Here is a 22,468-nt window from a genome sequence, read left to right as displayed (position 1 = left end):
AGCCTCTTAGTTTTTGAATAAGTTTGAATCCTCAGTCAGGTGCCTGTGTGCTTCAGAGATTTTTTGAAAGAACTGATTGCTCTCTACGTTCCCGGAATTTTTATCCGGGTGATGCTTTAATGCCAGTTTACGATAGGCTTTTTTTACATCATTCAGGCTGGCATCTTTCGTCAATCCCAGGGTTTCCAGTGCCTCTTCATTGCGCTGTTCCATCTCATCTACCGGTACCTGCGGTCTGGCATCTTTTGGCCGAATTTCCTGGACAGATTGGCGCAGTTCATCCACATTCCCGGTGGACAGTTCTATTAAATTATCCGCCACGGCTTGCGCCTCTGCCGGAGCAAAGCCTTTTTTCTCAATCTCCTGAATCATCCAGGGACGCAGTTCGTTTTTGATGTATTCCGGGCTTGCCACTGCGCTACCACGGACATCAGGAGTAGCAACAACCCACCGCTGAAAATCCGTCAGATTAGTGCCTGCCATGCTCAGAGCATCGGTAATGGCCTGGCGGGCATGATCAGGATCATAGCCTTTGGCGGTAAATTGCCCCATTGCCCACTGATAATTTTTCTGCTGTTCTTGCCTGAAGGCGGCCTGTGGGCTCAATGGTGTGCTGTTTACCATGACTTCCACTGCTCGATAATCAGAGCCACACTGGGATAACACCGTATCGGCCATTGTTTTGGCAACATGGGGAGCATACCCTTTGCCTTGAAATTGCTTGGCACTCCAGTCAAACCACTGCCCACGAAGAGGGTCTCTGGCTACCGGCTGGTCAACCTTGCTACTGTTGTTGACTGGCTGTTGCTGAGGTTGAGGTTGAGGTTGAGGTTGATTGCCTCGTAACCCCGGAACCTGACGAGGCCGTTCCGAAGATTTGGTGATTCTCCTCGAATGCAAAGGCCTGGTTGTGCCTCTCATTTTCTCCGTGGTTGCATGCCCCAACTCCCTCATAAACCACGTGGTTTCATGCCCCAACTCCCTCATAAACCACGTGGTTTCATGCCCCAACTCCTTCATAAATCCCGTGCTTTCATGCCCCAACTCCCTCATAAACCCGGTGCTTTCATGCCCCAATTTCCTCGCAAATGTACGAGCCATGCGACAGGAAGCATTTTTAAATTTTTGAACTTTTCGTCCGGATCTGGTTTTGCCCGTAGGCACCTGGGCAGGTTGTGTATTATCATCTACAGGGTATTTATTATGTCCGTTTATGCCCCCAACACCATCCATTGATCGCTCCCTTTCCCGATGATCAGAGCATGAAATTTGCTTTTCAGGCAATTCCTCAAGCTTTACTCAGCCCGAAATCAAGAAAATATATATGATTTCATTTGGTGATTTACTTAGTCGGGTTATCGGGGTAATTGATGATAGTCTTAACTCCCTGCAGGCAGTAATAACTGCGGGAAATATTCTTCTTGAGAATTCTATACCGGGGCTCTCCAGCCCGAACTCGTATAGTTTAAGAGCATTTTTGTCATGCTCCACTTGCCTGCTTGCACTCATGCTCTTCTTTTTACAGTGGCTGAAACATTATTGATTGATTTTCCATATAAATGGGTGAACCATTACGACACTCTGTTCGTAAATTTTTTGGCATAGTACCTTACTGCTCTGATGAAAGGTTTTTGTAGATAAGAATTACTTATTGCCGCTCAAACCTTTTTTATAGCGAATAAAATCAACAGGGAGTCTCATTTGTGTCCACAAAAGGAATGAACATAGCTGTCGTCGGTTCCGGTATTAGCGGACTCTCCTGCGCCTGGCTACTTTCCAAACAACACAACGTTACCTTATTTGAAAAGGATGATCGCTTCGGCGGCCACAGCCATACTGTGTCTGTGGGCGATGAGAAGCCCATTCCCGTCGATACCGGCTTTATTGTTTTTAATGAGAAAACCTATCCAAACCTGATCGCTTTTTTCAAACACCTGAAGGTGCCTTTTGTCCCTACGGATATGTCTTTTGCCGTTTCTCTGAACAACGGCTCTACTGAGTACGCTGGCACTGATCTTTCCGGACTATTTGCCCAGAAGAGCAACTTGCTTCGTCCGGGCTTCTGGCTAATGCTGGCTGATATTCTGCGTTTCTATCGCAACAGCGAAAAATGGATGGGCAGCCTTGAGCATGAACAAGGCATAGATGCCTCCCTGACCCTTGGCCAGCTGCTGCATCGTGAGCGCTTCAGTCAACGGTTTATTCATGATCACCTGATTCCCATGGGCGCTGCTATCTGGTCAACACCGGCGGACAAAATACTGGACTACCCGGCTTTGGCTTTTCTGCGCTTCTGCTCAAACCATGGTCTGCTGCAACTGTCGGATCGCCCTCAGTGGCAAACCGTGAAAGGAGGCAGTCGGGAGTATGTTCAGCGGATTATTGATGAGCTGGGTACATCGGCGCTCACCAATCGCTGTATCCGCAAAATAAAACGGTTCCCTGACCGGGTTCAATTGACCGATTTCCAGGGTAAAGACTGGCATTTTGACCATGTTGTCATGACCTGCCATGCTGACACCACGCTTAGCCTGCTTTCTGAGCCAGACGAGTTTGAACAGCATTTGCTGGGCGCTTTTACGTTTCAACGGAACAAGGCTCTGCTGCACAGCGATGAACGACTGATGCCTGACAACAAAAAGGCCTGGGCCAGCTGGAACTATCTGGGTTCACATACATCAGACCCCGGCAATGAGCAGGGGCCAGCGGTTACCTACTGGATGAATAATCTGCAGCATCTCGACGGTCCGCCACTGTTTGTCACGCTGAATCCCCAGCAGGAGCCGGCCACCGATCTGATTCATGGTTGCTACCTGTATGACCACCCCGTGTTTGATCGCGCCGCGATCGAAGCCCAGGAGAAAATCTGGAAACTCCAGGGCAGAAACCGTACCTGGTATTGTGGTGCATGGATGGGCTATGGTTTCCATGAAGATGGGCTACAGTCCGGCCTGGCTGTCGCGGAGAGCCTTGGAGGCATTCGCCGCCCCTGGAAGGTCAAAGGGGAAAATGACCGGCTCCATCGTCCGGATCTGTTTGGCCGCAGCTTTTTTGACCCGGGTGTTGACAGCACGCAACTTGAATCCTCTGAGCCTCGGCAGCAGGAATCTTGAGAATGGAGTCTTCCTCAGGTTCTTCTATTTATGTTGGCGAGCTGATGCACCACCGGTTCAAACCGAAGAAACATCGGTTTTCTTATCAGGTGGCTTCCTGGTTGCTGGATCTGGATACCATTGAGGCGTTGGATAAGCAGCTCTCCCTGTTTTCCCTTAACCGGTTTAATGTTGTGTCTTTCTACCCCCGTGATCATGGTGATGGCTCAGAGACACCGTTGCGGGAACAGATCAACCGGTTGCTTCACGACTATAATATTGAGACACCGGATAACGTCAGCTTACTTTGTTATCCACGGATGTTTGGCTACACCTTCAACCCTTTGGCGGTATACTTTTGCTATCGGGATCAACAGCTGACCGCCATCGTCTATGAAGTCAGCAATACCTTTGGCGAAAGGCACTCCTATGTGGCGGCCGTCGAGTCTGGAGAACAGTCTGGAGAGCAGCCTGAAGATCAGCCGGACGATAAACGACTGATAGAGCATAGCAGGCAGATTGTTCAACCAACCATTCAACAACAGGCCGATAAAGCTCTGCATGTTTCCCCTTTCTTTCCCATGGACTGCTATTACCATTTCCGGATCCAGCCCCCCAAAGAGAAGGTTACTCTTGCCATTAACCTGAACGATGCCAGCGGCAAGCTGTTCACTGCCGTGTTCAAAGGGCTGCGCAAAACCATCACCGATCGTTTTATCGTAAAACAGACCATGCTGCTGCCACTGCAAACCGTGAAAGTCATGGCGGCCATCCATTGGGAAGCCTTGCGGCTCTGGCTAAAGGGCATATCGATTTACTCACACACGCCAAGATATTTCTTTTTCAGCCATACCCGTGCAGAAACGCCAAAAGCAAAAGAAAAAAATTTTGCATCCTACGCCGCGATGAACGGTGAGAAAGCAAAATATTTTTCACAGAACAACACAGCGAACAGGGGAAAGAAAATATGAACTCGACCAGCTCCACGGAGATCACCAGCAAACCCTGGTTTCCTGCGCTGAGAAATGTACTCTCCTGGCTGGAAAAGCGATTGGTCAAGGCGGGGGTGAGCAGAATTGAGCTGCGCATTGATGGCAACGAAAGTGTGATGGTGGGGCAGTTCCGGTCAGGCACCCCCATCCCCTGTCTGCAGATCCATAGTCCGGTGGGATTATTCCAGCAAGGCAGCCAGGGATTACTGGGCTGGTCTGAGTCGTTTATTAATGGCGACTGGAGCTCTCCGGACCTGAAAGCGCTGACCGACTGGGCCATGGCCAATGAAGACAATCTGCAGGAGGTGATGACAGCCAACTGGTTCAGCAATCTGTTTAACCGGGTGTTGCACAAAATACGCCGCAACAGCCGCTCCGGCAGCCGTCGCAATATTGCCGCGCATTATGACCTGGGCAACGACTTTTACCAGCTATGGCTTGACCCGACCATGACCTATTCAAGTGCCCTCTATTTTGATGAGCATGAGGATCTGGAAACCGCACAGGGCAATAAGTACAACACCATTATTGACTGGCTTGAGCTTCGTCCGGGGCATTCCGTGCTTGAGGTAGGCTGCGGCTGGGGCGGCTTTGCCCGGGCACTGAATCAGCGGCACCAGGGCGCATACCAAGGGATAACACTGTCGCAGGAACAGCTGGCCTATGCGCAACAGATGTCGGACAACCAGTCCCATCAGTTCAGTCTTACGGATTACCGGGATATCCATGAGCAGTATGACCGTATCGTTTCCATCGAAATGATTGAGGCCGTGGGCGAAGAGCACTGGCCGGTCTATTTTGAAAAACTGTACCGCAGCCTGAAACCCGGAGGTTCCGCTGTTATCCAGGCCATTCTGATTGACGACGACCGTTTCGAGGAGTATCGCCGCGGTGTTGACTTTATTCAGCGCTACATCTTCCCGGGCGGCATGTTGCCCAGTGACAGGGTAATGAAAGATCAGGCCAAAAAGGCCGGTTTGGCCATAACCAATACCCTCTCTTTCGGTCTCGACTATGCAAGAACGCTGGATGAATGGAAACGGCTTTTTCTTTCGGCCTGGCCTGCCATTGAACAGCTCGGATTTGATCAGCGCTTTAAACGCCTGTGGCAGTTTTACCTGGATTACTGCACGACCGGTTTCCAATTCAGGAGTATTGATGTTTGCCTCTACAAACTCACCAAACCTGTGTCAGGGGAGGCCGCATGATGCGAGTCGCGTTAACAACAATAAAAGATTGGACGTCGGGACGAGCCTGGCTCCTGACCCTACTGTTTATGCTGACGGGGTGCTCAGCCATGAATATTGAAGATTATGCAGCTAGTGAACCAAGTCTGAAAATTGAACACTACTTTGCCGGGGAAACCGTTGCCTGGGGCATGTTTCAGGACCGGTTTGGCAATGTTCAACAGCGGTTCAAGGTGTTGATGACCGGAGACGTCAAAGACGGTGTACTGACTCTGGATGAACGCTTCATCTATTCCGATGGTAACGAGTCAACCCGTATCTGGAAGGTCAACATTATGGGTGACGGACAGTACCTGGGCACCGCCGGAGATATCGTTGGCCAGGCCATTGGCCGCAGTGCCGGCAATGCCTTTAACTTCAAGTACCAGATGCGTCTGCCCATCCGTGGCCGGGAGTGGGTGGTGACCTTTGATGACTGGATGTTCCTGCAGGAAGATGGCGTACTACTGAATGTCGCCACCATGAGCAAATGGGGGATCAAGCTGGGTACGTTGACGGTCGCCTTTGAAAAACCCGGGCCAGAAGAAGAACCATAAGTAGTTAACTACTTAAAGGCAGCAGATATGAACTCTACTCAGGATATAGCGCCTTCTGATGCTCCGGTGGTCTGGATCACCGGAGCCAGCCAGGGCATTGGCGAAGCCGTTGCCATTGCCCTGGCCCGGGAAGGAGTGACCGTAGCGGCCAGTGCCCGAAATGAGGAACGGCTGGCAGCGCTGGCCAGGCAATCAGATGCACTGCCAGGCAGGATCGTTCCCTATCCGCTGGATGTGACGGATCAAACGGCCGTGAATGAGGCGGTCAACAACATCATTGCCAATCATGGTGCCATTGACCAGGCGATTTTGAATGCCGGTACCTATATCGCTTCGCCCGCAGCAGAATTTACCAGCAATGTGGTGCGCCAACAGATGGAACTGAATCTGATGGGTGTCTGCCACTGCCTTGAGCCACTGATCGCTGCCATGAAAGAACAGGGTAAAGGGGTGATTGCCATTAATGCGTCGCTGGCAGGCTATCGAGGCCTGCCCAAAGCAGCTGGCTATGGTGCCAGCAAGGCGGCGTTAATCAATATGGCGGAATCCCTGAACTCGGAGCTCTGGCGAAAGGGTATTGATATCAAAATAATCAACCCGGGTTTTGTCAAAACACCATTGACCAGCAAGAACCGGTTCCCCATGCCTTTTCTGATGGAGGTGGATAAAGCGGCGGAGGTCATCGTCCAGGGGATGAAGGGGCGGCAGTTCGAGATTCGCTTCCCGCGCATGTTTGCCGCCATCATGGCGCTTCTGCGTCACCTGCCCTACTCGCTGTATTTCTGGTTGGTCCGTAAGACCGGATAAGCACCAATTCACTCAATCGCTGGACAGCCTGTGGCAAACCCCATAGACTCCGCCAGTGTTGGTTGGGGTGTTCTGCCAGTAATGGCAGAACTGAGATACACCCATTGAACCTGAACCAGATAATGCTGGCGTAGGAAACCGACGGGTCTGAGAGCTGCTAAACCCCTGATGTACTGACCATCGTGCATGCCTGTTAATCAATGCAGTTTATTGCCTCGACAGGAACCGCAACACCCCGCCCGTTGTTCCCGCCAGTCCTAATGATATGGAGTTTCTCTTGTGGAGCGGCGCGAGCTTATGTCTTCTACACCCATCGCATTGACCATTGCCGGCTCTGACAGTGGCGGTGGTGCCGGCATTCAGGCAGACCTGAAAACCTTCTCGGCCCTTGGTGCCTATGGCTGCAGTGTGATCACTGCGCTGACCGCACAGAACACGGTGGGTGTTCAGGGTATTTTTGATGTCTCACCCGCCTTTGTCCGGGAGCAGCTGGACTCGGTCTTTTCCGACCTGAACATTTCTGCCGCCAAGGTGGGTATGCTGAGCCAGCCTGAAGTGATTGATGCGGTTGCCCGCGCGGTCAGTGATTACCAGCCGAAATACCTGGTGGTTGACCCGGTGATGGTGGCCACCAGCGGTGATGTTCTGCTTCAGGAAGCCGCCATCGATAACCTGCGTCGCAAACTGATTCCCAAAGCCACCCTGATTACTCCCAACCTGCCGGAAGCAGCGGTGCTGCTGAACTGCCCCCGACCTGAGTCACTGGCAGCCATGGTCGCCATGATTGACCCGTTGATGGCCCTGGGAGCCAGTGCAGTATTGCTCAAAGGCGGCCACCTTACCTCAGACCAGGGCAATAACCAGGCCGTTGATCTGTTCCATGACGGTAACACCCTGCACCAACTTCAGTCTCCCTGGGTGGCAACCCGAAATACCCACGGGACAGGCTGTACATTGTCGTCTGCTGTCACCGCCTTGCTGGCCAGGGATTACCCTTTGATCGATGCCGTCCGCTCTGCCAAGGAGTACATTGCCGGTGCCATTGGCCATGCTGACCAACTGAACATCGGTTCTGGCCATGGCCCGGTCCATCACTTTTACCGAACCTGGTCATAGAGAATACCGCAACGCATGTTTGATGTGATTATCCGCCAGGCCAGCCTGAGATTTGGCAACCACTGTGTTTTTACCGATCTCAACCTGACCCTTAAAGGCGGCCAGTGGACCTGCCTTCTGGGCGGCAGCGGGGTGGGCAAAACCAGTCTGCTGCGTCTGATTGCCGGTCTGCCTGCGGGCGAGACAACGGGGGAAGTGGTTAGTCAGGACGGCTTTTCGGTTCATCACCGAATCGCCTGGATGGCGCAGCAGGACCTGCTGCTGCCCTGGTTTTCGGTACTGGACAATATCACCCTGGGGCAACGCCTGCGTCGCAATCTGACCGATGTGTTCACCCGTCGTCCACTCTTGTCAGCCGAGGTTCAGGAGCAGGCCATGTCCATTCTGGAAAAGGTAGGCCTGAGCGCAAAAGCCGACGTTCTTCCCCAGCACCTGTCCGGTGGTCAGCGCCAGCGGGTAGCACTGGCCAGGACGCTGATGGAAAACCGGCCACTGGTATTAATGGACGAACCTTTTGGCGCACTGGATGCCATCACCCGGCTCAATTTACAGGACCTGGCCTGTGAGCTGTTACAGAACCGTACGGTGCTGTTAATCACCCACGATCCCCTGGAAGCCCTGCGCCTTGGCCATGAGGTTTATCACCTGAGGGGGCACCCGGCCCGACTGACGGATGCCATTACGCCGCCGGGCAAGACACCCCGCTCACTGGCAAATAATGACCTGATGAGATTACAGGCCAAACTGCTGGATCGTTTACGTCATGAGTCGTTTGATGAACAGGCTGGAGTGCCATAAATAATGAAAGACTCCGTCAAACCCTTTGTCGTTCTTATTGGCCTGCTGGTGCTCTGGCATACCCTGGTGATGGCCTTTGAGATGCCATCCTACATCCTTCCCGGTCCGTTAGCAGTGGCCAACAGCATGGTTGAAAATGCCAGCCTGCTGTGGGAACACACGCTGGTTACCCTCAGTGAAATGCTGCTGGGTCTGTTACTTGGTGTTCTGCTGGGCATTATTCTGGCGCTGGTGTTGGTCTATTTTACCGCGTTAAGACCCTGGCTCCTGCCGCCATTGTTGATTACCCAGGCCATTCCGGTCTTTGCGCTCGCACCGATATTGATGCTCTGGTTTGGTTACGGCCTGACGTCGAAAGTGGTGATGACCATTCTGGTGATTTTTTTCCCCGTGGCCACCTGTTGTTATGACGGACTGCGCCATACCCATCAGGGCTGGCTGGATATGGCCCAGACCATGGGCGGCAACCGGCTGGCCATTCTGCGGCATATTCGCTGGCCAGCGGCACTGCCAGCCCTGGCTTCCGGGCTGCGGGTAGCCGTTGTGGTGGCACCGATTGGTGCCGTTGTCGGGGAGTGGGTTGGCTCCAGCGCTGGCCTTGGCTACCTGATGCTTCAGGCCAATGCACGACTCTGGACTGACCAGATGTTTGCTGCGCTCACCGTGCTGGCCTTCTGTTCCGTGACCCTTTACTACACCACCGACCGTGTTTTACGCAGACTCATTCCATGGCAACCGGAGACTTCCCAGGAATAAGAAATGAATAAACTGATGCGACACACTTTTTTATGGGCAATGGCGTGGCTGCTGTCCGTCAGCCTGCAGGCCAGCGCCAGTCAGGTATCCAGCACCGCACCGGCCAGGGAGCTGAAAGAGCTGACCCTGATGCTGGAATGGTTTGTCAACCCGGATCACGGCCCCATCATCATTGCCCGGCAGAATGGCTACTTTGCAGACCAGGGGCTGACGGTGACTATTCAGGAACCGGCAGACCCCAACCTTCCGCCCAAACTGGTGGCGGCGGAAAAGGTGGACCTTGCCGTTTACTATCAGCCCAGCATGATTCACGGGGTGGCCAACGGTCTTCCCCTTGCCTGGGCCGGAACACTGGTGGCCACCCCCCTGGACGGCCTGCTGGTTCTGGATGACAGCCCGATCAAATCCCTGAAGGATATGAAGGGTAAAACCATTGGTTTGAATATTGGCGGCATAGAGAATGCCATTCTGGACACGCTGTTTGCACCTTACGGGTTTGGTGCCGGGGATGTAAAACTGGTCAATGTGGGCTGGAACCTCTCCTCTTCCCTGATGAGCGGCCGGGTGGATGCCATCATGGGTGCGTATCGTAACTTCGAACTGAATCAGCTGGCGATTGAAGGGCGTAAGGGCCGTATGTTCTATTACGAGGAAAACAATATCCCGCCTTACGATGAACTGATTTTTATCGCCAACAGCAAGCAGCACGATAAAGACGCCATTCGTCGTTTTCTCAGGGCGATTGAACTGGGCACTCAATATATTGTGAATAACCCGGAAAAATCCTGGGAGATCTTCCGGGATTACAGCCCGGAGAAGCTGGATAATGAACTGAACCGCCGCGCCTGGTTTGACACCATTCCCCGTTTTGATCTGCGACCTGCTGCCAGGGATGCGGGCCGTTATCAGGCATTTGCTGACTATCTGCAAGCGACTGGAGAGCTGAAAACCCAGGTCAACACCAAGGACTACATGCTGGATTTTTAATCCGGAATGGGTTTCACCGGCTATCGTAAAGGCTGCTTTTGCGATAGCCACCTCATTTTTAAATTCCTCCCTGAGCGTGCCGACAGAAAGCGAATGGATTGAAATCTCTGTTGTTTAACTCCGGAAAAAGGATATAAGCCCCATGGACAGGTATAAAAAACCAGTACTCAGATTCATTGTCATGGCCGGGCTTGCAGCCGCCCTGGCTTCCCCGGTGATGGCTGAAGAAGTCATGGTCCGAGACAATATGCTCTCTGTGAGTGAAAATTATGATTCTGTCGGCATCGATAACGCTGGCTCAATCAACATAAATGGCAATATGAATGTCAACGGCCCTTTTACCAATAGAGCGGGTGGCTCAGTTAATGTCGCTATGGGGCTGAATATTTCCGGAAGTACATTGACCGCCACCAATGAGGGAACACTGACTGCAGGCAGTTACTGGAGTGATGGGCACTTTATCAATAACACGGGGGCGGTCGCATCCCTTGGGGTGATAAACAGCAGTGGTAATGTAACGAATAAAGGTACGTTATCGTTTGAACAGGGATCCGTTGTGGCTGACTTTGACGGCTCCGGAGGAACCACTTATATCACCATAACAAAACTTAATTTTTTTCAAAATCAATATAATAAGCCCCTGATTAAGGCCACGGGAAGAATCCGACTTGATTCTGACTCAAAGATCGTTCTCAACGTAGCCGAGGGTGCGATGCCCGATAGCGTGGACAGGGTTGCTATTGCCCTGAGTGGTAAATACCTGAAGTTTAATCACGATTCGACGGCCTCAGAGCTTGATCGTGCGGGCCGCCATCTTATCACTTCTGGCAATGACTCCCTGGTGGTAGAACATGTCGAGATGGATATCTTTGGCATCAGCGCAGACCTTAAAGTGAAAAAGAAAAAATAGGTAAGGAATAAGCTCTGTGTTCAAAATCAACACGGTGTCAGCAAATTTAATGGCGGAGCCTGATTGTCCGGAAAACCCGGTCCGCCTGTTTTTAATAATGGTTTCAGCCGGACTTGCGGTAACGCTGATTGGCTGAAGCATTTTCTATTTCATTACCGGGCATACGGAAAGGGTTATCTCTCTGAACGGCAACAGGAGCCGCACGCTGGCCATGCCTCGCCAGGTCCCTCAGGCTAAATTGACTGTTAACGCGCGCTAACGGCAATGGGAACGACTCTTCCTTGCGAAGAAATTCAATGGCTGCCAACGCCTCATCCTTAGTCACCTGCAGCCTTTCCCCACATCCCCCCTCAGATAACATTCCACTTTCAACCGCGCTTCCTCGGCGGCATGGGCGCTGGCTAACTCATCTTTGAAATGCTCTATTGCCAGCATGGACTCATTATTTTGATCTGGCACCCGGTTGAATTCTTGAATAACGTCATCCGGGGTCACTTTTCTGTTGTCATGTGGAATTTTCTGCAAGCACAGTTTTTGCAGGAAGAGGCCACCCCGGAGCGACGTTTCATCGTTGCCATAGGCTGCAAGCACATCTGAAGAAGTGATTTGTCGTCCCTGTAATGGTTTTTTTTCCCAAAAGGCATCTTCAATACATTTGCCTTCATTTAAGGGGGTGGCTGTATCTCCATGAGGCGGACGGTTTGAGATGCCTTTACCACTGAATGTACCTGTCGAATGGTCAGAAATGCCGCTTGCACCGGCTTCTGGATCAACCCGGCCAGCAGTGTTTGAATGGGAGAAAAATGATGGTAATGCGGTGGGTGATGGTTTCAAAATAAAGCCCAGTCTGGATTATAAACACGACCATTTGACCCCAAAACAATTATTTGGTTCATCAGCGCAGACCTCAGAGTGAAAAGGAAAAAATAGGTAAGGTATAAACGCTACCCATGGAGGAGGTATTCCTTTTCAAAAACCTTCTTACCAGGATGAAAATCCAGATTTCAATCTGCTTCAACCAGCCGACCGTCCCTATCCACTACCCAGGTACTGAAATCATGGGCCATGCCTGTATTTCCTGAATAGTACATTTCAGCTTCTGCCTTTAACGCATGGATACTGTTGGCTCCAGCCTCAGCAGAGCGCTGATAGCGGCCACTGAAGTGGGTAAGAATCAAATTGGGAACACCGCTGGCCTCTGCTGCTTCAGCAACCATTCGGGCTGAGCTGTGCATCCAGACTGGTCCGGCTTTTTGCAGGGCGGCTTCGGTGAGTGTGGCTTCGTGAACCAATAGATGGCTGCCTTGCAGTGCATCGATAAGCAATTCCGGCTTATCGTTATCACCCGCAATAATGGCAACCCGGCTGTTGGGTGGTGGTTGCAGAACCTGTTCAGGGAGTATCGTCCGGCCATCTTCCAGAGTAATGGCCTGCCCTTGTTGCAAAAGCCCCCATAGCTCTCCCCTGGGAACGCCCAGTGTCGTCAGTTGCTGAATGTTCAGCTGGGTGCTGAGTGTTTTTTCCGCAAAACGATAGGCAAAGCTTGGCACACGATGGGAGAGCTGGTGAGCCGTGACAGCAACCCGGGTATCCTGATAGTGAAAAGTCGGCTGGTCGCTGCGAATAAACTCAATACTGAATGGCAGTTCCAGGACATCGGCATAGTGTAATGCCGCCTCCACAAACTGCCGAACGCCGTCAGGCGCACAGATGGTCAGGGGTGCCTGCCGACCCTGCATGCTGGCAGAGGTGATCAGCCCGGGCAGGCCATACATGTGATCGCCGTGAACATGAGTAATAAAGATGGTTTGAAGATTGTTGAGGGTATAGCGACAGCGAAGCAGCTGATGTTGCGTACCTTCACCGCAGTCCACAAGATACCATTGTCTGGCATCATCGATGGCCAGTGCCAGTGCCGTGACATTTCTTTCGGTGGTGGGCATGCCGGCCGAAGTTCCCAGAAAAGTCAGTTTCATGAACACCTGCTTTAATCACAATGCAGTTTCTATTGTACCAGAGGAATACTTCGAACTTATGAAATTTCTTGCCAATTTAGCTGTCTAGTTGATATCGATCACGTTAATTATTGTTTATTTGGGCTTTCTTGATGATTTATCCCGGATATATTTATTTAGCTCCAACACCGACCTTCGTAGGTTATGACAACATTGAGTTACCACGGATTGCAGGTGAACCTGCCCGCTTTTGCACACATCATTGCACAGAGGTGGTACCCATGAGGGCAATGGCTGACAGTGCGGGTGCCCGGATTGAAGGTGATGCTTGCTGTTTTGAGAGAGGTTATCGTTCTGTTCGGCCTGTTTATTCCGAGGGGTATTTTGGCGAGGGCTCCACAGGTCAGCAATATTATGGTTTCAGCGAACATGATGAACCATCGTTCAACATAATGGATGATCAGACGCTCGAACGATACGAAATGCCAATAGTAGAAACTGACTTTCCCGGAAATAACAGTGAGCAAAGATCCCCTCCGACTGCTAACGATATGGACTGCTATAACCCTCCGGAATCTGCAACAGAGGATTCTTGTACCCGGGAGCAGGAGTACTGTCAACGTTTAGCGGAGCTAAAAGAATATAAGGGGCTGATTGAGGAATCGAAAAAATTCTTACCTAAAAATGCCCTTAATGAGTATATCCGGGATTTTTTGTCGGGAAACAGGAAAGAGCTGGAACTGTCCAGACTCTTTAGACAACATCCAACGCCACGGCCACTGTGCGGCATAATTAGCTCATCTGATCACATCTCCAGGGAGAAAGCCAAGAAGGCTCACCGCATAAGGGATAAACAAAAAAAGGAACTCAGGACAATCCTGGAAAGCCAGAAACCCTCTGATTTTGGCATTAAATCCCGTAAATGGACCATGAGGAATGTCAAAAACCTGATCAATAACCTATTTCAGTTAGATTTCGAGCAGGATAGTGCGAAAAACCTTTTGTGCAAAATGAAAATATCGCTCAAGGCAATCAATGACAGTCACAAACTGACTCCGGGGAGATGATGTTGGGACGGTACTTTTCACTCCCTGATTGTGGCTGAAGATTTGCGGTGCTGTTATGAAAAGTGGTATCACCGGTGCCGGTAGAGCTGAGTTATACCGCAACCCTATGCGAAATATCGCCTTGCCTGCACTAACCGCCTGCGACATTCATTGAATTGAGTGTCACCCCTGCCTATATCTGATCTTTAATTGCAGGCATACTGATAGGATTTTCGTCAATAGCCAAAGACGCCCACCATGATGCTTTTCAATTCGCTGCTCACGGGCAGATATAAAAAAATGTTCACAGCACTGTTGTTTGCTGCCTGCTCAATCATTCCTCAGTTGGGCATCAGTAATGAACAGGTGACGACCGAGGCAGAAATCAAAGCCATTGAAAGCGATATCCAACATACGAAAGAGCTGTTGGAATCCCTCAATGCGGCACGAACTTCTGCCCAGAAACAGGTGCAGAAGAACGACAAGGCCATTCAACAACTGAACACCGATATCATCACGCTGGAAGCGCGCCTTAAGGAGGGGCAGGGCGAAATAAAAAAGCTCCGGAGCCGTCAGCAGCAACTGACGGCAAAGAGTGAACAACAGAAGATTCAGGTTGCCCGGAGTCTGCAATCGCTTTATAAGAGTCTGGGTGACAGCCGCATCAAGCTATTGCTGAACCAGGAAGATCCGGACAGTGTTTCCCGACAACTGGTTTATCTTGATTACTTTCAAAAGGCACAACTTCAGTCTATCCGTGAGTATGAGAAAACCCTTGCGGAACTGAAAATAGTGGAACATGACCAGCAAACCCTCCTCTCCCGACTGAATCAGGAAAAAGCCGTGATTGACCAGAAAAAGCAGTCCCTGGTCAAACAGCAGTCTGAACGTAAACAGCGGTTGAGTGAGTTGGCAAGTCGTTATCAAAAGGGAGGAAAAGCACTTAAACAACTGGAACAGGAGCGAGAAAAGCTGGATAAGGTGCTGGCCAGTATTATCAGCCGACAGCTCGGTAACAGCGAGTCTTTCAACAGTCGTAAAGGCAAGCTGTTATGGCCGGTAAAAGGACGTGTGTTGTTTAAGTTCAACGATCAGAATCCGGAAACACGCATGCGCTGGCAGGGCATGTTCATTGCCGCAACCTCCGGAACAACAGTTAATGCCGTGCATGATGGCCGGGTTATCTTTGCCGACTGGCTGAGCAGTTACGGCCTGTTGGTGATCGTTGACCATGGCGATAATTTCCTGACGCTGTACGCTCACAATGACACCCTTCTCAGGCAGGAAGGTGATACCGTGCTAGCGGGTGAGCCACTGGCGTTGAGTGGTCAAAGTGGCGGGCAGCAGACTGAGGGGGTTTATTTTGAAGTGCGTCTGAAGGGCAAACCCCAGAACCCATCTTTATGGCTTGGCCGTAAGTGAGGAAGGGAATCCAAACCATGTACCACTGTCGGAGAGTATCCCGAACTCAGTGTAGTTTCAAACGGTGATACCGATAAGTAATTTCTATACTTCACTGAATTAAATAATGCTCGGGAGCATTCATGAATTTGATTTTTAACCTCCACCGGCTTATCAAGGTATCGGCCCTGGTGCTGGCTACCGGACTGGCATTCAATGGCTGGGCTGATAAGGCTGTTCAGGAAGAACAGACCCCAAAGGCACCTGCCGCTGACATCAACAGCCAGTCTCCAGTAGCCCAGAACACCGGGCACGTTGAGCAGCCAAAAGGAAAGCTGCCGCTTGATGAACTTCGGGCCTTCACTGAAGTCATGGAACGCATCAAAAAAGCCTATGTTGAGGAAGTCGATGACAGGACGTTGCTGGAAAATGCCATTCAGGGAATGCTCAGCGGGCTTGATCCTCACTCTGCTTATCTGAAACCGGATGACTTCAAGGAGCTGGAAGAAAATACCTCCGGAGAATTTGGTGGCCTGGGTATTGAAGTGGGCATGGAAGATGGCTTTATCAAGGTGGTAAGCCCCATTGATGACACACCTGCCGCAAAAGCCGGTATTCAGGCAGGGGATCTGATTATCAAGCTGGATGATGTATCGGTTAAGGGAATGAGCCTGGGAGAATCGGTGGATAAGATGCGCGGTAAGGCAGGCACCCCGATCAAGCTGACGATTGTCCGGGAAGGGGTGGAGAAGCCCCTTGAGATTGCCCTGGAGCGGGCGGTTATCCGAGTCCAGAGTGTCAGGGCCAGGCATCTTGAGCCGGGTTATGGCTATATTCGTGTCAGTCAGTTCCAGGCGGATACCGGCCATGAGCTGGTGGATACCTTGAAAGAACTCAAGCAAGAACAGAAAGACGGCAAACTTAACGGCCTGGTCCTTGACCTGCGCAACAATCCGGGTGGTGTGCTGCAGGCTGCGGTTGGCGTTACCGATGCCTTTATCAGCGAAGGGTTGATTGTTTACACCAAAGGTCGTATTCCAAACTCTGAGTTGAGGTTTAGCGCCTCGGTTGATGACCCGTCAGAGGGCGTTCCATTGGTGGTGTTAATTAACGGTGGTTCAGCCTCTGCCTCCAAGATTGTTGCCGGAGCCCTGCAGGATCATAAGCGAGCTGTGCTGATGGGAACCGAGTCTTTTGGCAAAGGGTCGGTACAAACCGTTTTACCGTTGAGTGTTGATGCCGCCAAGGGATTAAAACTGACCACTGCCTTGTATTATACGCCCAATGGCCGATCCATCCAGGCCGAAGGAATTAAACCGGATATTTTGGTCCAGCGTGCCAAAGTAACCCCGATTGATGCACCTCAGCAGTACAAGGAAGCCGATTTGCAACGACATCTCAGCAATGGCAATAAAGAGGATGCATCCAACAGTAAGAACGCCATGGCCAGTAAGGCAGAGAAAGAGGCAGCGGAGCTATTGGCCCGGGATTATCAGCTGAATCAGGCGTTGAATGTATTAAAAGGGATGCACATTAATACGATTACTGCCGTTAAACCGGAAGAAAAGAAGACGGCTGCGCTTAAGCCAATGAAAACTACACCGTAGAAGACGCCTGCCCTGGTTCCCAAGCCCCCGTGGGAACCAGGCCATGGACTTATGGGAAAAAATTTTCCTTCAGAAGTGCATTTTTCAAACCATAAGGCAAATTTAAAGAAGATATTGTTCGTCTATCAAGCAAATCATGCAGCCTCCTCTTGCACAAACTTTCCAGACTGAGAGTAGTTTCTTGCGGGTTGAAACCAAATTTCTGAGTGACTGTACTGATAACATTCGGTGACAGGCTTCTCTCTGGACAGCTGCCGTAGTGGATCAGTTCAAAAGCAATTTTCCAGAACCCTCGTTTGTTGGCCCAGAACAGAGGAGTACCATCTCTAACGTCACGACTATGAACATCCGCCTTATACCGCAACAATAACAGCACCACCTGGTAATGTCCTGCAATAGCCGCCTGCGTCAAAGGAGTAGCAAGACCAGAGGAGTGACTATTAACATCCGCCTTATGCCGCAACAATAACTGCGCTACCTGGTAATGCCCTTGAGCCGCCGCCTGTGTCAAAGGAGTATCATTACCCTTGGTGCGGCTATGAACGTCCGCCTGATGCTGCAACAGTAACTGCACCACCTGGTAATGTCCTGCAGCCGCCGCAAGCGTCAAGGGCGAATTCTTCCCAAAGGTATGGCCGTGAACATCGGCACCGGATTGCAACAGCAGTTCAACAAATTCAATTCGCCCAAATTCAGCCACAGTGGCCAGCGGATTGGGTGGATAGACACCACCTAAGGCATTACAATCAGGATCTGCACCGAATTGCAACAGAAGTTTCACTAAATCAATATCCCACTTTTTGACTGCCCCTGACAGTGGTGAAAGTGGTCTGAACCCTCCGCCGTTTACATCATCCGCATTATGCTTCAACAGCAATTTCACGGTCTCGATGCAACCTTTCTCAACAGCTACTCTAAGCAGACCTTTCTCCATACCCGGACCTTGCCAATGCGCGCCATGTTCCAGCAACAGCTTCACCAGCTGAACATGTCCATGCTTGACAGCTTCGCTCAGGGAATTTGACCTGAAATAGCCGCCATCAAAACTGTTAATGTAGGCTCCATGACTCACCAGTAGCCGGGCAATCTCAATATAACCCTTGCCCGCAGCCTTGCACAGTGGCGTCCCCCTTCCAGAACTATTACTGTTGGCGTCGGCTCCCATAGTCAGCAACTTTCGTACGCTCTCGGTATGCCCATGCATGGTAGCCTGAGTCAGTGGCGTTCCGCCTCCGTAGGCAAAGCTGTAAATATCCGCTCCATGCTCCAGTAACAGGCTTATCGCCCCGACCTGTCCGTTCCTGGCAGCCTGAGTCAGGGGAGTCGGCCAGCCAAGGGTATTGCCGTTAATATCCGCCTGGCAATCAATCAACAGTTGCATAAGTTCAGTGTTACCAAAGGCAGCAGCCGTGGCCAGTGGCGTCATGCCCTTGCAATCGGCGTGGTCAACACGAGCTCCAGACTCAAGCAGTAACCTCGTGATGTCAACTAACCCGTACATGGCTGCCCGAGTCAATGGGGTAAACCCTTCTCTGCCGGGGAACCTGAGGGCTTTATGCTGCTTCCGCAACCCTTCCTCGCGGCCATTAACCTCGGTGCCATTGCGCAACAGCCATGCCACCATATTGATATCCCCGCACTCAACTGCACAATTCAGAGGGACCTTACTGGCAGCGCCGGTGCAATGTGCAACCATACAACGGTTGTCGCCGGTTCCTGCAGCAGCCAGACCGTCAGTCCCGACTCCGGATTGCACGGCTACAGACCGATTATGACCATAAGTGGGCTGTAACCCGGCTCTGCCGGCTATTCCCGGATCGTCGGGAACAGAGATACGGGGAATCTGTTTTGCATAGGTCGGTAAAGAAGTGTCGTCCACTTTCTCCGAAGTTTTCGAGGTTCCGGCAGCACTGGCTGGTAGCAAACCAGGGTAACCCCCGGTATTTAGTGGTTGCATGGTAACTTGCCATCTGTCCGAACAGGTGGATGCTTAGAGCAATCGCTCTGTAAAAAAGTTCCGCCTTGTTATCCGAGGTCGGTGATTTTTGTCCAGGAGGCTGACCGAGAATAGCGCCCGTCTGGGAGGCTGTCCGAGAATAGCGCCCGTAGCGAGGATGGCAGAAAATTGAGAATAAAAAGTCGGAAATTTTTAGTGAATAGTGGTTCTATTTGCTAAAAATTTCCGACTTTTTAAACCAATTTTCTGCCACCGCACGACTGCATGGATGCAGGAGCTAGAGCAACGCAGGAGCAGTTGCCGTGTAGGGCAGTCTATTCTCGATCAGCCTCCTGAATGTGACACGAAAGCACGAGACGAAAGCAGGGTTCAGAGGGTTCAGGTCTTTATGGCGACAGGCTAAGCCTGAGAATGTGGGAGGTTCTTCTGAGTAACTTAACCCAACTTGCCGACAAGCACGCTACCAGTTATGAGGCCGTTTCAGCAGACACCAGAGTGAATCCCATTTCCATGGCTTTTTGTTTCAGGTTTTTCATAACCCGATCCTTGTACTTACGTTCATAGTAATCCTGACCTTCATCCACATACTGGCAGCCATGTTTGAATGCAGGCTGGCACTTTGTTATGGACAGGCTGAACACTCATATGTGTGAAGCCGCAGTAAGGACAGTAATGTGAAAATTGCGTCCGGAGACGTTTCTTTCACACGGGTACATGTAGGGTACGGAGCCTGAAGCCATTAATTGTTGCGTTTTTTGATATGCAGATATTTATCAGCCGAGGGCAGGAGCATCAGCGTTATTTCCTGCGTTTCTGTCTAGTGGGAGGATCAGGGTTTGTAGTGGACAGCCTGTTGTTAATGATCCTGATGAAAGCGGGTATGGAGGTGATGGATGCCCGGCTTATTGCTTTCTGGGGAGCGGCAAGCTGTAATTGGCTCTGCAACCGGGTGTTTACCTACGGGCAAACCCTGGCAGGCCAGACTGTTTTATCCCTTATAAGGCAGTGGTTCAGTTATATGGTGCTGTCGGGAGCAGGTTTTCTGCCCAATGTAGGTACATTCTGGCTGTTGATCCACTTTACGCCGCTGTCGTACTGGCCGCTGCTGGCTCAGGCACTGGGTATTAGTGTGGGTCTTATTTTCAACTACCTGTTAACCCGGCGGTTTATTTTTATGAAAACCTGAGGAAATGCCTTGTAGCATTTCGAGGCTATTGGTCAGGACCGGGATTGAACTGTACCGATGCGGTACAGCCCGGTTGCCCGTTGTTACCGGTCAGTGAAAATGTCCAGCCATATTTACGACATATGTCATTAACGATCAGCAGTCCGATACCATATCCTTCATGGGTCTGTGATTGTGTGTTCAGGCCACTTCCGCTATCAATGACCCTGAGGTATTGACCATTGACCTCCACCGTGACACTGCCGTGGGACGTATGGGCCATTGCATTACGCACCAGGTTAGAAAGCAGGATCCGTATAACCGATTCTGGTGCCCGGACAATGGGTTTGCTGATTAGAATAACCCCGGCATCAACTGCTTTGCTGGTCAATAGCTGACGGTTATCTTCCAGCACCTGCTCCAGAATCTCCCTGCCAATGCTTATCGGGACAGAGTGCTCCTGTCCCGCGTCACGAATAAGACCCAGCAGGGTTTCTACAACGTCATTCATATCTGTTGTGGCCTTGATCAGACGCTGCTGCTGTCGCTGGATAAACGATGGTTCGGTAGAGATCGTCAATAATGTCGCGACTCCACGCATAACCGTCAGTGGTGTCCTCAGTTCATGGCTTGCGAAACTGGTAAAAGATCTTTCACGCTCAATCAGGTACTTCAGACGTTGTCGGTAATGATTGAGGTTGGTGACCAGTTGTCGTACTTCTTCCGGTGCGGACTTTGGAATGTCCAGTAATGATAAATCGTCGGATTCAGCATGATGCAGCTGATGACTGAGTTTTATTAAGGGAGCCGTCAGCCTCCGAACAATAAAAACCATGGAAAGGCAGGTCAGGGCAAAAAGAATAATACCGACGATGGAATATACACCGATTTGCAGTGCACTCTGATGTTCATTGGCTTCCAGCTGGGAGATATTTTCAATAATATAAATCAGCTCGTCCCTGGCTACCGACGGTTCATAAACTGTCAGCGCCATATATTCTTCCGAGTCGTTGTTCAGGGAGATTTCCTGAACTCCATGCCACCCTTGATTAATGTTCTCGCGCAAATGATCCGGTAAATGACCGTGCCCTTTGTAGGCTGTGGTCAGCGAATCTATGGATAACACTCCGTTATTATCCATATGGTATTGGAAGCCACGCAGGGCGATATCACGGTATAAGCTCAGGCGGCGTTCTATCACGGCGTCTTCAGAGTCCTTGATAGCCACGCCAAAAAGAAACATTTGAATCAGCACAACCACGGAAGCCATCAGGATAAATGCCGAGGTGATCTGAAATCGGAAAGACCGCCTTGAGTATTGATCAATACCTTTACGCCCCGTGTTATTCATTGCAGTCAAGCCGGTAACCAGTTTTGGGGACTGTGACAATCAGTGCTTTATTGAAGGGCTTGTCTACCTGGCTCCGGAGTTGATAGATATGGTTGCGCAGGATATCACCATCCGGAGGATTGTCCTTCCAGAGGCTATAACTTATCTCTTCCCGGGTAACCGTAGCAGGGGCTTTACCAGCCAACAGGGCCAGAATGCGGAATCCGGTGGGGTTGAGGATAATTCTCTGTCCCTCGCGGAACACTTCCCGTGTGCGCATATCCAGTTGCAGAGAGCCACAGCGCAATGTCTGCTGGAATCGTTCCGGGTGAACCCGGCGGACCAGTGCTTCAATCCGAGCCTGCAGGATATTCAAATCGAAGGGTTTAATAACGTAGTCGTCTGCTCCCTGTCCAAAGCCACATAAGGTATCTTCCCGGGTATCCCGGGCGGTCAGCATCAGAATGGGGGCGGTGATGCCCTGCTGGCGCAGCTCGGCGCAGATTTCGAAGCCACCCATGCCTGGCAGCATGACATCCAGAAGGATGATGTCATAACTGTTTTCCAGGCCTAAAGTCAGACCCTGTCGTCCATCGGCGGCATAGTCCAGCTCGTAATCAAGGGCTTCAAAGTAGTCGAAGAGGATACCGGCAACATCACGGCTATCTTCCACCAGTAGTAAGCGCATAGGGCGTATCCTCTCAACGCATCTGGGTTTATGTTCGGATGGATTGATTCATTCCAGGGGTGTACCGAGGCGGAAATT

General features: G+C 51.0%; 21 protein-coding genes and 1 riboswitch. Of the genes, 14 read left to right on the top strand and 7 right to left on the bottom strand.

Features of this window, described 5'->3' with window-relative positions; all coding sequences use genetic code 11:
- Positions 1 to 6: 6 nt before the first annotated feature.
- Positions 7 to 921, bottom strand: a complete 915-nt coding sequence (locus O3276_RS19170; RefSeq protein WP_269672753.1) for a J domain-containing protein — start codon at positions 919 to 921, stop codon at positions 7 to 9.
- A 782-nt stretch (positions 922 to 1,703) separates the two neighbouring features.
- Here O3276_RS19170 and O3276_RS19165 point away from each other — a divergent pair.
- From O3276_RS19165 to O3276_RS19120, 10 genes are all read left to right on the top strand, one after another.
- Positions 1,704 to 3,113 (top strand): NAD(P)/FAD-dependent oxidoreductase, encoded by a 1,410-nt coding sequence (locus O3276_RS19165; RefSeq protein WP_269672752.1) that lies wholly within the window; start codon positions 1,704 to 1,706, stop codon positions 3,111 to 3,113.
- Positions 3,114 to 3,115: 2 nt separating this feature from the next.
- A complete protein-coding gene (locus O3276_RS19160; protein ID WP_269672751.1) occupies positions 3,116 to 4,063 on the top strand; it encodes a DUF1365 domain-containing protein in 948 nt (315 codons plus the stop codon).
- Positions 4,060 to 5,292: an SAM-dependent methyltransferase gene (locus tag O3276_RS19155; RefSeq protein ID WP_269672750.1), complete on the top strand. Its 1,233-nt coding sequence runs from the start codon at positions 4,060 to 4,062 to the stop codon at positions 5,290 to 5,292. Before O3276_RS19160 ends, O3276_RS19155 begins: the two co-directional genes overlap by 4 nt.
- On the top strand, positions 5,289 to 5,867 hold the full coding sequence (locus O3276_RS19150) for a DUF3833 domain-containing protein (protein WP_332328138.1): 579 nt from the start codon (positions 5,289 to 5,291) through the stop codon (positions 5,865 to 5,867). Before O3276_RS19155 ends, O3276_RS19150 begins: the two co-directional genes overlap by 4 nt.
- Positions 5,868 to 5,894: 27 nt before the next feature.
- Positions 5,895 to 6,674, top strand: coding sequence for an SDR family NAD(P)-dependent oxidoreductase (locus O3276_RS19145; protein ID WP_269672749.1), 780 nt, complete (start codon positions 5,895 to 5,897; stop codon positions 6,672 to 6,674).
- A 53-nt stretch (positions 6,675 to 6,727) separates the two neighbouring features.
- A riboswitch (TPP riboswitch) is annotated at positions 6,728 to 6,828 on the top strand.
- 143 nt (positions 6,829 to 6,971) lie between these two features.
- Positions 6,972 to 7,790 (top strand): bifunctional hydroxymethylpyrimidine kinase/phosphomethylpyrimidine kinase, encoded by an 819-nt coding sequence (gene thiD, locus O3276_RS19140; RefSeq protein WP_269672748.1) that lies wholly within the window; start codon positions 6,972 to 6,974, stop codon positions 7,788 to 7,790.
- Positions 7,791 to 7,805: 15 nt separating this feature from the next.
- A complete protein-coding gene (locus tag O3276_RS19135) occupies positions 7,806 to 8,588 on the top strand; it encodes an ABC transporter ATP-binding protein (protein ID WP_269672747.1) in 783 nt (260 codons plus the stop codon).
- A 3-nt stretch (positions 8,589 to 8,591) separates the two neighbouring features.
- Positions 8,592 to 9,344 (top strand): ABC transporter permease, encoded by a 753-nt coding sequence (locus tag O3276_RS19130; protein ID WP_269672746.1) that lies wholly within the window; start codon positions 8,592 to 8,594, stop codon positions 9,342 to 9,344.
- Between the two features lie 3 nt (positions 9,345 to 9,347).
- The gene (locus O3276_RS19125) at positions 9,348 to 10,331 is read left to right on the top strand and encodes an ABC transporter substrate-binding protein (RefSeq protein ID WP_269672745.1); all 984 of its coding nucleotides are present in this window, start codon (positions 9,348 to 9,350) and stop codon (positions 10,329 to 10,331) included.
- Between the two features lie 142 nt (positions 10,332 to 10,473).
- Positions 10,474 to 11,241, top strand: a complete 768-nt coding sequence (locus O3276_RS19120; protein ID WP_269672744.1) for a hypothetical protein — start codon at positions 10,474 to 10,476, stop codon at positions 11,239 to 11,241.
- Positions 11,242 to 11,344: 103 nt separating this feature from the next.
- Here the strand turns inward: O3276_RS19120 and O3276_RS19115 are convergent, their stop codons facing one another.
- The 3 genes from O3276_RS19115 to O3276_RS19105 form a co-directional block, all read right to left on the bottom strand.
- Positions 11,345 to 11,566 (bottom strand): hypothetical protein, encoded by a 222-nt coding sequence (locus O3276_RS19115; protein WP_269672743.1) that lies wholly within the window; start codon positions 11,564 to 11,566, stop codon positions 11,345 to 11,347.
- On the bottom strand, positions 11,563 to 12,075 hold the full coding sequence (locus O3276_RS19110) for a hypothetical protein (protein ID WP_269672742.1): 513 nt from the start codon (positions 12,073 to 12,075) through the stop codon (positions 11,563 to 11,565). Before O3276_RS19110 ends, O3276_RS19115 begins: the two co-directional genes overlap by 4 nt.
- A 170-nt stretch (positions 12,076 to 12,245) precedes the next feature.
- Positions 12,246 to 13,217 (bottom strand): ribonuclease Z, encoded by a 972-nt coding sequence (locus tag O3276_RS19105; RefSeq protein ID WP_269672741.1) that lies wholly within the window; start codon positions 13,215 to 13,217, stop codon positions 12,246 to 12,248.
- A 269-nt stretch (positions 13,218 to 13,486) separates the two neighbouring features.
- Here O3276_RS19105 and O3276_RS19100 point away from each other — a divergent pair, with 269 nt between their 5' ends.
- From O3276_RS19100 to O3276_RS19090, 3 genes are all read left to right on the top strand, one after another.
- Positions 13,487 to 14,263 carry a hypothetical protein gene (locus O3276_RS19100; RefSeq protein ID WP_269672740.1) on the top strand — a complete coding sequence of 259 codons (777 nt, stop codon included), beginning with the start codon at positions 13,487 to 13,489 and terminating at the stop codon, positions 14,261 to 14,263.
- 279 nt (positions 14,264 to 14,542) lie between these two features.
- Entirely contained in the window at positions 14,543 to 15,664 is a 1,122-nt protein-coding gene (locus O3276_RS19095; RefSeq protein ID WP_269672739.1) for a murein hydrolase activator EnvC family protein, read from the top strand.
- Between the two features lie 122 nt (positions 15,665 to 15,786).
- Entirely contained in the window at positions 15,787 to 17,250 is a 1,464-nt protein-coding gene (locus O3276_RS19090) for a S41 family peptidase (RefSeq protein WP_269672738.1), read from the top strand.
- A 49-nt stretch (positions 17,251 to 17,299) separates the two neighbouring features.
- On the opposite strand, the gene O3276_RS19085 is transcribed toward O3276_RS19090, so the two are convergent.
- Positions 17,300 to 19,207 carry an ankyrin repeat domain-containing protein gene (locus O3276_RS19085; protein WP_269672737.1) on the bottom strand — a complete coding sequence of 636 codons (1,908 nt, stop codon included), beginning with the start codon at positions 19,205 to 19,207 and terminating at the stop codon, positions 17,300 to 17,302.
- A 760-nt stretch (positions 19,208 to 19,967) separates the two neighbouring features.
- On the opposite strand from O3276_RS19085, the gene O3276_RS19080 reads away from it, so the two are divergent.
- Positions 19,968 to 20,393 (top strand): GtrA family protein, encoded by a 426-nt coding sequence (locus O3276_RS19080; protein ID WP_269672736.1) that lies wholly within the window; start codon positions 19,968 to 19,970, stop codon positions 20,391 to 20,393.
- A 25-nt stretch (positions 20,394 to 20,418) separates the two neighbouring features.
- Here the strand turns inward: O3276_RS19080 and O3276_RS19075 are convergent, their stop codons facing one another.
- Both O3276_RS19075 and O3276_RS19070 read right to left on the bottom strand, forming a co-directional pair.
- Entirely contained in the window at positions 20,419 to 21,723 is a 1,305-nt protein-coding gene (locus O3276_RS19075; protein ID WP_269672735.1) for a sensor histidine kinase, read from the bottom strand.
- A complete protein-coding gene (locus tag O3276_RS19070) occupies positions 21,716 to 22,390 on the bottom strand; it encodes a response regulator transcription factor (protein WP_269672734.1) in 675 nt (224 codons plus the stop codon). Before O3276_RS19070 ends, O3276_RS19075 begins: the two co-directional genes overlap by 8 nt.
- Between the last annotated feature and the right edge of the window lie 78 nt (positions 22,391 to 22,468).

The sequence above is a fragment of the Endozoicomonas sp. GU-1 genome, from assembly GCF_027366395.1.
GTDB lineage: Bacteria > Pseudomonadota > Gammaproteobacteria > Pseudomonadales > Endozoicomonadaceae > Endozoicomonas.
This window is presented reverse-complemented; position numbering and strand designations above follow the sequence as displayed.